This window comes from Pseudobutyrivibrio sp. OR37, assembly GCF_900113655.1.
Lineage (GTDB): Bacteria > Bacillota > Clostridia > Lachnospirales > Lachnospiraceae > Pseudobutyrivibrio.
In genome coordinates this window covers 24717-37032 of the sequence record NZ_FOQF01000013.1, presented here as the reverse complement: position 1 = coordinate 37032, position 12316 = coordinate 24717, and the positions used below count along the sequence as shown (strand labels likewise).

Annotated in this window: 9 protein-coding genes; all 9 read left to right on the top strand. The window is 40.9% G+C overall.

All coding sequences use genetic code 11. From position 1 onward, the window contains the following. Window positions 1-11: 11 nt before the first annotated feature. The gene (locus BM097_RS08105) at window positions 12-506 is read left to right on the top strand and encodes a DUF4860 domain-containing protein (protein ID WP_090547901.1); all 495 of its coding nucleotides are present in this window, start codon (window positions 12-14) and stop codon (window positions 504-506) included. After that, on the top strand, window positions 490-873 hold the full coding sequence (locus tag BM097_RS08100; protein WP_090547898.1) for a hypothetical protein: 384 nt from the start codon (window positions 490-492) through the stop codon (window positions 871-873). The genes BM097_RS08105 and BM097_RS08100 overlap by 17 nt, the downstream gene beginning before the upstream one ends. An 8-nt stretch (window positions 874-881) precedes the next feature. After that, on the top strand, window positions 882-1244 hold the full coding sequence (locus BM097_RS08095) for a hypothetical protein (protein ID WP_090547897.1): 363 nt from the start codon (window positions 882-884) through the stop codon (window positions 1242-1244). 13 nt (window positions 1245-1257) lie between these two features. Then, window positions 1258-2364, top strand: coding sequence for a type IV pilus twitching motility protein PilT (locus tag BM097_RS08090; protein ID WP_090547894.1), 1107 nt, complete (start codon window positions 1258-1260; stop codon window positions 2362-2364). A gap of 4 nt (window positions 2365-2368) precedes the next feature. After that, window positions 2369-4015 (top strand): SulP family inorganic anion transporter, encoded by a 1647-nt coding sequence (locus BM097_RS08085; RefSeq protein ID WP_090547892.1) that lies wholly within the window; start codon window positions 2369-2371, stop codon window positions 4013-4015. Window positions 4016-4017: 2 nt separating this feature from the next. Continuing rightward, entirely contained in the window at window positions 4018-7545 is a 3528-nt protein-coding gene (gene mfd, locus BM097_RS08080) for a transcription-repair coupling factor (RefSeq protein WP_090547890.1), read from the top strand. A 117-nt stretch (window positions 7546-7662) separates the two neighbouring features. Next, the gene (locus BM097_RS08075; RefSeq protein WP_090547887.1) at window positions 7663-8781 is read left to right on the top strand and encodes a hypothetical protein; all 1119 of its coding nucleotides are present in this window, start codon (window positions 7663-7665) and stop codon (window positions 8779-8781) included. 3 nt (window positions 8782-8784) lie between these two features. Then, window positions 8785-10536, top strand: coding sequence for an ABC transporter ATP-binding protein (locus BM097_RS08070; RefSeq protein ID WP_090547886.1), 1752 nt, complete (start codon window positions 8785-8787; stop codon window positions 10534-10536). Beyond that, window positions 10529-12277, top strand: coding sequence for an ABC transporter ATP-binding protein (locus BM097_RS08065; protein WP_090547883.1), 1749 nt, complete (start codon window positions 10529-10531; stop codon window positions 12275-12277). The genes BM097_RS08070 and BM097_RS08065 overlap by 8 nt, the downstream gene beginning before the upstream one ends. Window positions 12278-12316: the final 39 nt, after the last annotated feature.

The following is a 12316-nucleotide window of genomic DNA, read 5'->3' as shown; positions in this document are numbered from 1 at the left end:
AAGGAGCAGCCTTGAAAAAGAACCAGCTAAGAAGACACAATATAGATATCGTGTTTTTGATGGTATTGTTTTTGATATTCACTTTTTCCGGAGTGAGTGTTCTTTTGATGGCTGTAAATTCCTATAAATCCGTAGTATACGCAAATGAAGAAAACGGAAATCTCAGGGTTGCAACCTCTTATATCAGGGAGCAGGCGAGGGCTCATGATGAGGCAGGTGCAATCACTATTGACACCATCGATGGCAAAGCATGTCTGAAGCTTGCAGAGGCAGATGGGGTAAGCCTTTATATATATGAATATGATGGCTATTTAATGGAGCTTACGGCCAAGGAAGGCTCGGAGGCTACAGCAGATTTTGGTAACAAAATTCTAAAGATAAACAATATGAAGCTAAGTTCTGATGATGATAAGATAGAAATCAACATTGAGGATACATCAGGGAATGCAATACCTGTCACTATCGGACTGAAGTCGGTGGAGGTGCCAGATGAAAAACAGGAATAATGGCTCTAGAATCTTCATGACTGAGCTGATGTTTTCGATTTTTTTCTTTATTATAGTTTCAGCTGTTTGCGTCCAGTGCTTTGCTGGAAGCTATGCTAAAAGTGGGCAAGCCAAGGAATTGACTGAGGCTGTTAATCTTGCCACTAATGCTGCAGAGGAATATCTTGCCACCTATAATTACAAGGGTGATACCTATTATTTTGATGAAAATTGGAATGAGGTGAGCGACGATAAGGCCTCCTATAAGGTTACAAGTATAGTGGTAGAGCCAGATAAAAGGGGCGATTGCCAGAGTATGCATGTGGTAGTATCAACTATTACTGACGAGGAAATATACGCACTTGAGGTGGAAAAGGCACTTAAATAGGTGAATCCATGGAGCAAAAGAAACGTGAAAGCAGGACAATAATAAATATTGGAACATCTCTGATGGTGGTTATTTTGATTAGTATGGCGTTTGCGGTTATAGCGGCGCTTGCCATATCCTCCAGTCATAATAACTACAATTTAAGCCAAAAGCTTAAGGAACACACTGATGAATATTACGCAGCTTCTAACGAAGCCTACGAGAAAATAGCGGCCTCTAATTGGGCTGATCAGGAATTTACAGTTGATATTAATGAAAATCAGGTGTTAAATGTCAAGGTGGATAAAGGTGAAATTGTTAGATTCACTGTGGATAACTCATCTAATTGGGAGGCAGAAAGTTCACAACCTGTCATAACAATAGATGATTAGAGGGGATTTGAGTATGAGTGTAAACATTGTAAGCTATTTGACAGATGCTGTTAAAAAATATAAGGCATCAGATATGTTCATAATCACAGGCCGTGAGGTTTCTTTTAGAGTAAACGATATGGTATTGACTCGCTCTGAATTGGAGGATGGATATGATGAAAAGTCAGAGCCAGACGATGGCGTAGTTAAGCCTGATAATGCCAAGGCCTTGGTAGAGCAAATATATGAGCTTGCAGGAAGAGACATTTCAAAGTATAAAGAATATGGCGATGATGATTTTTCATTCGCTATTAAGGATGTATCGAGATTCAGAGTGAATGCCTTTAAGCAGAGGGGTACCTATGCGGCAGTCATTCGCATAATCACATTTACATTGCCTGATTATCAGGAGCTTATGATTCCAGAGTCAGTTATCAAGCTGTCAAACGAATCAAAGGGATTAGTACTGGTTACTGGTCCTGCAGGAAGTGGTAAGTCTACCACTTTGTCTTGCATCGTTGATAAAATAAATAAAAATTATAATAAACACATTATTACATTAGAGGACCCAGTGGAGTACCTTCACAGACACGCCAAATCAATAGTGTCACAGCGAGAAATCCACTTAGATACAGAGAACTATGTGACAGCACTTCGTGCATCACTTAGACAGAGTCCTGATGTTATCTTGCTTGGAGAAATGCGTGATGCTGAAACCATTTCCGTTGCAATGACCGCGGCTGAGACAGGTCATTTGATACTGTCTACATTGCATACCATTGGCGCAGCAAACACCATCGACAGAATTATCGATGTTTTTCCATCAGAGCAACAACACCAGATAGCATTACAGCTTTCTATGGTTATAAAGGCGGTTGTATCTCAGCAGCTGGTGCCAACAGTAGATGGCACACTTGTGCCTGCATTTGAGGTTATGACAGTTACACCAGCCATCAGAAACATGATTAGAGAAAATAAGGTGCCACAAATCGAAGGTGTTATTTATTCTAGCGACACTGAAGATATGGTTTCTATGGACTCTAGCTTATTCAAGCTTGTTCAGGCAGGCAAAATTACAAAAGAAACAGCAATGGAGTATGCAGTTAATGCAGAAATGCTAGGAAGAAGATTAGGAGTTTGATTTAATGGAAAGTTTTAAACCTATGCTGTTTACTTGCATGAAAAATTATAGCAAGGAGCAGTTCTTTAAAGATTTAGTATCAGGAATCATCGTGGCAATCATTGCATTGCCACTTTCTATTGCCTTGGCGCTTGCGTCAGGAGTTGGCCCAGAGCCAGGTTTATATACAGCAATCGTGGCTGGCTTTTTGATTTCCTTCTTCGGAGGAAGTACAGTTCAGATAGCTGGTCCAACAGCTGCATTTGCTACAATCGTAGCAGGAATCATTGCCACAGATGGTATGGATGGTCTTATCATCGCAACTATCATGGCAGGTATCATTTTGATAATCTTAGGTATAGTAAAAGCCGGAGCACTTATCAAATTCATACCATACACAATCACAACAGGATTCACAGCCGGAATCGCAGTTACTATTCTTATTGGTCAGTTTAAGGATTTCTTTGGTGTAGATTTCCGTGGCGAAAAGCCAATCGAGACAATTGATAAGTTAAAAGTATTCTTTGCAAACATCGATTCACTCAACGTTCAGGCAATGATGGTAGGTATTATCTGCCTTGCAGTGCTTATTATCTGGCCTAAGTTTTTCTCAAAGATACCAGCATCTATCATCGCAGTATTTGTTAGTATCGCAATCGTTCAGGGCTTACACCTTAACGTAAATACAATCGGAACACTTTATCCAGATTTAAAGGCAGGACTTCCAAGCCTTTCAGTGCCACATTTCTCACTTGCAATAGTTAGAAATGAAATGCCTAATGCATTTACAATCGCAATCCTTGCAGCTATCGAATCACTTCTTTCTGCAGTAGTTGCCGATGGTATGGTAAACAGCAAGCACAGAAGTAATCAGGAGCTTATCGGTCAGGGTATCGGTAACATCGGCTCAGTTTTATTTGGTGGTATCCCAGCTACAGGCGCTATTGCACGTACAGCTGCCAACATCAAAAACGGTGGACGTACACCAATCGCAGGTATGGTTCATTCAATCACACTTTTAATCGTACTTGTAGTACTTATGCCTTATGCAAAGTTCATCCCAATGCCATGTATCGCAGCTATTCTTTTCCAGGTAGCTTACAACATGTGCCAGTGGAGACCATTCGTAAGACTTGTAAAATATGCTCCAAAGTCAGATATCATCGTACTTGTACTTACATTCATCCTTACAGTAGTATTCGACCTTGTTGTTGCTATTGAGTGGGGTATGATTGTTGCATGTATCCTTTTCATCAAGAGAATGAGCGAGGAGACACATGTAAGTGGTTGGACATATCAGTCAGACGACGAGGAATTCGTTGATGACCTTAGAGCAGTTGAAAAGGAAATCCGTGTATTCGAAATCACAGGACCTCTTTTCTTCGGTGTTTCAGATATGCTTGCAAATGATATCAATGTAAAGCGCTTCACAAAGGTACTTGTTATCAGAATGCGTTCAGTTCCAGCTATTGATGTTACAGCACTTAGAGCTTTAAGAGACCTTGTAGAGCGCGCTAAGGCTAAGGGCGTAACAGTAGTATTCTCACACGTAAACGAGCAGCCAAGACACATGATGGAGAAGGCTGATTTCATTAGCATCGTAGGAGAGGAGAACTTCGCACCAAATATTGATGCAGCACTTGATAGAGCAGAAAAAATTATAGGCAAATAATTATGAAAACATTTTTAGAACCATTTGAAAATTTAACAGCGGTGGAGTCTCTTCGTGAGGCTCTTTCTCGCCGCGGTAAAGTCTATGATATAACAGGGTGTGCCGATAAGGCGCACCTTATTTTTGGTATAGGCCATGACGTTGATTATAAGCTGATTATTACAGCAGATGAATTAAAGGCAAGGGAGATTGTGGAGGAATATCGTTTTTACGATGAAAATACGGTATTTTTCCCTGCAAAGGATTTCCTGTTTTACCAGTCGGATATCAGAGGTAACGCCCTTACACGCGAGCGTATGAGCGCCATAGAGGCAGTTATCAGCAATAATTCATGTACTGTAATAACCACCATAGATGCGTTAATGAATAAGCTGCCTGCACTTTCTTATTTCGAGGATGGTGTGGTTGCTATATCTGATACGGATACAATCGAGCTTGAGGCATTGCGCCGCAAGCTGGTTGCCATGGGCTATGAAAATGTGGGTACCTGCGAGCATCCAGGTGAGTTTGCAGTTAGAGGTGGAATCATCGATGTGTTCCCACTTACTTCGGATTTGCCAGTTCGTATTGAGCTGTGGGGTGACGAGGTTGATAGCATTCGTACCTACGATGCCAGCAATCAGAAGTCTATCGAAAATATAAATTCTGTTTTAATTTTTCCTGCGGTCGAGCTAATACTGGGGGCTGACGAGGTGGAGGCTGGTCTTCAGAAGATTGAAGCCGAACGAGATGAGCGCTATGAACAGTATCGTAAGGAAATGAAAACGGAAGAGGCATATCATCTGAAAACCTATGCCGACAGAGTTGTGGAGGAGACAAGAGAATGGGGATTATCCCAGGAGCTTGAAACAAATCTCACTTACTTCTGCGACAAGCTGGGTTCATTTATAGATTTCATGCCAAAGGGAACCTACGTGTTTATTGACGAGGTTCAGAAGGTAATAAACAAAGGCGAGGTTACAGAAACTGAATTTGCTGATGCCATGACACGCCGCGTTGAGGCTGGCTACATGCTAAAGGGCCAGATGGAAATGCTTTACAGCGTGTCGGAGATATTCGGAAGAATCGAAAAATACCCTACTACACTTATGTCTGTTTTGGATGCTAAAAATAAGTTGCTTAAATCAGCAGACCACTTCAGCATTGCAGTGCAGGGTGTTAATGCGTACAACGGTTCATTTGAGCTATTGACTAAGGAATTGCTCCAGTACAAGAAGCGTAAATACAAGGTGCTACTTGTGACCAGCTCATCCACAAAGGGGCAGCGTCTGGCACAGGATCTGTTAGATGAAGGATTAAACGCATATTTCACCACTGATTTAGATCATAAAATCAATCCTGGGGAAACAATGTTGTGTGTTGGAAATATTAAAAGAGGATTTGATTATCCTAATTCTGCCTTTGTAATGCTGTCTGACGGAGATATCTTTGGACATGTTCGTAAGAAAAAGCGCAGGGTAAAGAAATACGAGGGCGAATCTATTTCTTCATTCCAGGATCTTCACGTTGGAGATTATGTTGTTCATGAAAATTATGGATTGGGCGTGTACAAGGGAACCGAGCAAATGGAAGTGGACAAGGTAATCCGCGATTATATAAAGATTGAGTATGCTAAGGGCAGCAATCTGTATGTGCTTACTTCCCAGCTTGATATGATACAGAAATATTCTGGTCCTGATGGCAAGAAACCAAAGCTCAACAGTCTTGGTGCCGGCACTCAGGAATGGACCAGAACAAAGCAGAAGGTTCAATCGGCTGTTGGTGTAGTTGCCAAGGAGCTGGTGGATTTGTACGCACTTCGCCAAAATACAGATGGATTTGTGTATGGTCCTGATACCGTATGGCAGAAGGAATTTGAAGAAAGCTTTCCATACGAGGAAACAGAAGGTCAGCTTACAGCTATTGATGCCGTAAAGAAGGATATGGAATCAAAGAAAATCATGGATAGACTTATCTGTGGTGACGTAGGCTTTGGTAAAACAGAGGTTGCTATGCGAGCTGCATTTAAGGCTGTTCAGGAAGGCAAGCAGGTTGCATATCTGGTGCCTACAACTATCCTTGCGCAGCAGCATTATAATAACTTCGTTCAAAGAATGGGTGGCTATCCTGTAAACATGGGATTGCTATGTAGATTTAGAACCGCTGCGGAGCAGAAAAAGACTATTGAGGATTTGAAAAAGGGCATGGTAGATATCGTCATCGGTACACACCGCCTGCTTTCAAAGGACGTAGAATTTAAGGATTTAGGACTTCTTATCATAGATGAGGAGCAGCGATTTGGTGTTAATCATAAGGAGCGCATCAAGCAGATGAAAAAGACAGTAGATGTGCTGTCCCTTTCTGCTACACCAATTCCTCGTACACTTCACATGTCTTTGGTCGGAATCCGTGACATGAGTGTACTGGATGAGGCGCCAATGGAGCGTACGCCAATCCAGACCTTTGTATTTGAATACAACGAAGAAATGGTGCGTGAAGCCATTGTGCGTGAGATGGCAAGAGATGGACAGGTGTACTACGTATTCAACAGAGTGCGAGGCATTCAGGATATGGCTGCGGAAATAGAGCGCCTGGTTCCAGAGGCAACAGTGGGATATATCCATGGTCAGATGACCGAGGCAAAGGTTGAGGATGTCATGATGCAGTTTATCAATCACGAGATTGATGTGCTTGTAGCTACCACCATCATTGAAATAGGTCTGGATATTTCTAACGTAAATACGATAATCATTCATGATTCTGACAACATGGGATTATCTCAGTTATATCAGCTTCGTGGACGAGTAGGCCGAAGTAATCGTACCGCATATGCGTTTTTAATGTATAGAAGAGACAAGATGCTAAAGGAAGTTGCAGAGAAGCGTCTTGCCGCTATTAAGGAATTTACAGATTTAGGCTCTGGCTTTAAAATCGCCATGCGAGATTTGGAGATACGTGGAGCTGGAAATCTGTTAGGTGTGGAACAGCACGGCAACATGACTGCAGTAGGTTACGATTTATATTGCAAGATGCTTAACGAGGCCGTAAAGATAGAAAAGGGCGAGGTGAAGGAAGAAAACTTCAACACCTCAGTGGATATCAATATCGAAGCATATCTTCCAGATACCTACGTATCAAACGAAGAGCAGCGTATCGATATCTACAAGCGTATTGCTGCTATCGACAGCGAGGAAGCAAGAGATGATATGCTTGACGAGCTTGTGGACCGCTTCGGCGAACCAAAGCGATGCGTCCAGAATCTGCTTTGGGTGGCAATGCTTCGCGTGAAGGCTCACGATGCTTATGTATCAGCCATCGAGCAAAAGGGTGACATCATCCGCATCGTCATGTACGAAAAGGCCAAGATAGACGTGGTTCAGATTCCTGCTCTTTTAGAGCGCAACAATCCACACATCACCTTTGCGGCAGACCCTAAGAACCCGGCATTTATATTTAATACCAGAGCTAACACACGCATCAAACCATCCGAGGTTTTCGAGTACCTGCAGGACTTTTTGCTTGATTTGAAGACGCTGAAGGTGGAGGAATAAGGACGAAGCTACGTAAAACAGCCTTAATGCATGGCATGCCTTGTATAATTCACGAGGATTAATTATAATAAAAAGGCTTGAAAATATTTGGGTGGGGACACTCAGGAGGAATTTATAATGAATAAAAAAATGGTTAAGGCAGCAGGACTTACTGCATTATCAGCAGTAGTTATGATGACAGGCTGCAGTAAAATCAATCCTAACGAGACACTTGTAACAATTAAGACAGAGGATGGCACAAAGGATACTATTTCTCTTGGATATGGTAACTTTGCAGCAAGATATCAGCAGGCTATGTATGACCAGTATCTTCTTGCATATTACGGCGAGGATATGTGGAAGTCTGATATGTCAGGAAGTGGTTCGACACTTCAGGAAGACACAAAGGATGGCGTGCTTGAGGATATGGAATCTCAGTATCTTGCAAAGGTTCACGCTGATGATTATGGGGTAAAATTATCAAAGGAGCAGAAGAACGATATTGCAGAAGCAGCAAAGAAGTTCATTTCTGACAATGATAAAGAATCTCTTAAGGCAATGGGTGCTACAGAGGAATATGTTAAAGAATATCTTGAGTACAGAACTTACTATACACTTGTAAGCAAGGCTGCAAAGGAAGCTGCAGATCCTGATATAAAGGATGAGGATTGCTGGATGCGTTCATTTAGCTACGTGCTATTTGATACAACAGGCAAGACTGATGCAGATGGCAATAAGACAGACTTAACTGATGACGAAATTGCAGAAATGAAGACTCAGGCAAAGGAGCTTTCTACATCAGAGGATTTTGATGCTAAGGTTGAAGAGCTTGGTCTTACAACTCAGAACTTCTCTTACCTTAAGGGTGAGTCAGAGGATGAATCAATGGACATGTCCGTTATCAAGGAAGCTGAAAAGCTTAAAGAGGGCGAGCAGTCAGGCGTCATTACAGTTGAAGGAACTGGCATGTATGTAATTAAGCTTACAGCAGACCATGATGAGGATGCTTCACAGAGCAAGAGAGAGTCACTTCAGTCTGAAGCTTTTGATAAGCTCATGGATGAGTGGAAGGAAGCAATCACTTGGAAGGTAAATGATAAGGTTTGGGAAAAGGTTCAGTTCGATTCACTTTTCAAGGCTCCTGAAACAAAGGAAGAATCTACAGAAGAAACAGAAGATACTACAGCAGACGGGGAGACAGAGGAAACATCTGAAGAAACATCAGATGAGACTACTGAGGAAACAGAAGCGGAGTAATTTATGAGTTTTGTTTTAAACTATCTCAAAAAATATAAAATTAAGGCATTTTTAGCCCCACTCTTCAAAATGTTAGAGGCGGTATTTGAGCTTTTAGTACCACTTGTTATGGCATCAATCATTAACAAGGGTATCGCAACCTCGGACACCCACTACATCATTAAGATGAGTGGGGTTCTTTTATTACTGGCAGTTGTTGGCCTTATGTTTTCAATCACAGCCCAGTATTTCAGTGCTTATGTTGCAGTATTTACAGCAGCAGAAATAAGACAGGCATTGTTTGCAAAGATAATGTCCTTGTCCCAGGGCACAAAGGAAAAGATAGGTGAGGAAGTTCTTACCACTCGAATCACAAATGATATTAATCAGATTCAAAATGCTATCAACATGGTGCTGAGATTATTCTTGCGTTCACCATTTATAGTAGGTGGTGCCATTGTAATGGCATTTATAGTTGATATTAAATCAGCATTTATTTTTATATTAGTAGTAGCATTGCTTTCAATAATAGTGTATTTCATTATGCGCTATACACTTCCTAGATATAAAACAATCGCTGCCAGATTAGAAAAAGTGCTTCATGCTGTTTCCGAAAATTTGGAAGGCTCAAGAGTGCTCAGAGCCTTTTGCCAGGTGGAGCAGGAGAAGTCAGGCTTCGAAGCAAAGACTGGTGAGCTTGCTACTATGCAGATTAATACTGGTAAGATTTCAGCACTGCTCAATCCAGTTACCTATGTAGTAGTAAACCTTGGCATAGTTGTTTTAATCTATGTGGCAATGCACAGAGTTGATAATGGATTTATCCTGCAGGGTGATGTAGTAGCTTTGGTAAACTACATGAGTCAGATTTTGGTAGAGCTGATTAAGCTTGCCAACCTAATCGTACTTTTGATGAAGGCATTTCCATCAGCAGACAGAGTTCAGGAGCTTATGGAGATGAAGTCGGACGAAAGATATTTTGATAATAAATTAAATGACGGTTTAATTATAGGAGGCTCTAATAATCCTCAGGCAATCTCCATAAAAAATGTATCATTTAGCTACAATGGTACAGCAGATATGGACCTTGAGGATATTAGCTTAGAAATACCAGCAGGTTCTACCTTGGGCATCATAGGTGGTACAGGTTCGGGTAAGAGTACACTTCTTAAATTGCTAAATCATACTTATGATGTTACAAAGGGTGCTATCGAAATTGGGGGCACAAATGTAAATCAGTTTGATGATAGCTACTTGGCTAAATGCTTTGGTATAGTTCCACAGAAGGCCTATCTTTTTAGTGGCACTGTTAGAAGCAATATGGAAATGAATGGTTCTGAGCCAGATGATAGAGAAATTAAATCGGCACTTAATATAGCGCAGGCGCTTGATTTTGTTGAGGCAAAGGATGGCGGCATCGATACAGAGGTTAAAGGCAAAGGCGCCAACTTCTCCGGAGGACAAAGACAGCGTCTTACAATTGCAAGAGCTCTTGTGGGGCAGCCTAAATATATTATGCTGGACGATTCAGCCAGTGCCCTTGATCTTGCTACAGAAGCAAAACTTAAAAAGGCACTTATGAATCTGCCATGGCATCCAACACTTATAATAGTTTCTCAGAGGGCATCATCAGTGCTTGAGGCAGATCAGATATTAGTGTTAGATGATGGTAAGTGTGTTGGACTTGGAAATCATGACAAGCTTATAAAGGACTGCGAGACATATCAGGAGATATATTATTGTCAGTATCCTAGAGAGGAGGCTGTAAATGAATAATAAATCTCAAGCAAATATATTAAATCGTGTTTTAATAGAATTAAAAAGCTATGGTATACAGATAATCCTTTCTATTATCTGTGCACTGGCAACCGTATACCTGACACTTAGAATTCCTATTCTTACAGGTAAGGCAGTGGATTGCATTGTTGCACCGGGAGAGATTGATTACGATAATCTTATAGCTGTATTACAGCAGATGGCTGTGACAGTGGCTGCAACCTTCTTTACACAGTGGATTATGAACAGGGTGAATAATGCCATTACCTATAGCGTTACAAAGAGCCTTCGAGACAGAGCCTTTAAAAAGCTGCAGCACATGAAGCTGTCTCAGATAGATTCACATCCACATGGCGATTATGTAAGCCGTATCGTTTCAGATGCTGATACATTTGCAGATGGTCTTTTGATGGGCTTTACTCAGTTCTTCACAGGTGTGCTTACAATACTTGGTACTATCTATTTTATGTTGATGATTTCAGTGAAAATAGCTTTGATAGTAATAATAGCCACACCATTATCGCTATTACTTGCAAAATTTATTTCTGAAAAGACCTATAAGTTTTTTGGGGAACAGGCAAAGCTTAGAGGAACTGAAACTTCTTATATAGAAGAAATGATTACTGGCAAGAATATTGTCAGAAATATGGACTATGAGTCCAGAGCAATAGAAGAATTTGAGACTATGAACAATAGCCTGAGAGATGCATCTATGAAGGCAACCTTTTATTCTTCTACAGTTAATCCAAGCACAAGACTTATCAACAACATTATCTATGCAGCTGTAGGTGTGTTTGGAGCCATTATGGCAATCGCTGGTGGTATTACAGTCGGTGGACTTACAAGCTTCTTATCATATGCCAGCACTTATGCAAAGCCATTTAATGAAATATCAGGAGTTATCACAGAGTTTCAAAATGCCCTTGCCTGTGCAGCAAGATTGTTTGAAATGATTGATGCTGAGGTAGAGGTTGATGAAGGGGAACAGTCCTTAAATGAAATAGAAGGAAACATTGAATTCAAGGACGTATTCTTTTCTTATGATAAGAATAAGAAGCTTATCGAGAATCTCAATCTTTCAGTAAAGAGTGGACAGCGAATTGCCATTGTTGGTCCAACTGGTGCAGGAAAAAGTACAATCATTAATCTTCTTATGAGATTTTATGATATTGATAAGGGCCAAATCCTTATAGATGGTGTTGATATTAGGGATATTCCGATTAACGATTTGCGTCAAAGCTTTGGAATGGTACTGCAGGAGACCTGGCTTAAGAATGCCAGCGTAAAGGACAATCTAAAGATGGCAAATCCAAATGCCACTGATGAAGAAATAATGGAGGCTGCGAAGGCTACTTATGCTCACAGCTTCATAAAAAGGATGCCTTATGGGTATGATACAATCCTTTCTTCAGTGGGTGTATCATTATCCCAAGGACAGATGCAGCTGTTATGTATTACAAGAGTAATGCTTAACATCCCACCGATGTTAATATTAGATGAAGCTACTAGTTCAATAGATACAAGAACAGAACAGAAAATACAATCAGCATTTAATAAGATGATGAAGGGCAGAACTACTTTTATAGTAGCCCACAGACTATCAACTATTAGAGAAGCGGACGTAATTCTCTTTGTAAAAGATGGAAGTATAGTTGAGCAAGGAAGTCATAAGGAATTGTTGCAGAAAAACGGCTTTTATGCTAAATTATATCAGAGTCAGTCTAAAGAGGAATCAGCGTAGCCGATTCCTTTTTAATGACTCGTTTCTTAAGTTAGAGGT

Bases quoted from the DNA above. Each gene is read 5' to 3' on its own strand.
- BM097_RS08100 (WP_090547898.1), top strand. From the start codon at position 490: ATGAAAAACAGGAATAATGGCTCTAGAATCTTCATGACTGAGCTGATG.
- BM097_RS08095 (WP_090547897.1), top strand. From the start codon at position 882: ATGGAGCAAAAGAAACGTGAAAGCAGGACAATAATAAATATTGGAACA.
- BM097_RS08090 (WP_090547894.1), top strand. From the start codon at position 1,258: ATGAGTGTAAACATTGTAAGCTATTTGACAGATGCTGTTAAAAAATAT.
- BM097_RS08085 (WP_090547892.1), top strand. From the start codon at position 2,369: ATGGAAAGTTTTAAACCTATGCTGTTTACTTGCATGAAAAATTATAGC.
- mfd (WP_090547890.1), top strand. From the start codon at position 4,018: ATGAAAACATTTTTAGAACCATTTGAAAATTTAACAGCGGTGGAGTCT.
- BM097_RS08075 (WP_090547887.1), top strand. From the start codon at position 7,663: ATGAATAAAAAAATGGTTAAGGCAGCAGGACTTACTGCATTATCAGCA.
- BM097_RS08070 (WP_090547886.1), top strand. From the start codon at position 8,785: ATGAGTTTTGTTTTAAACTATCTCAAAAAATATAAAATTAAGGCATTT.
- BM097_RS08065 (WP_090547883.1), top strand. From the start codon at position 10,529: ATGAATAATAAATCTCAAGCAAATATATTAAATCGTGTTTTAATAGAA.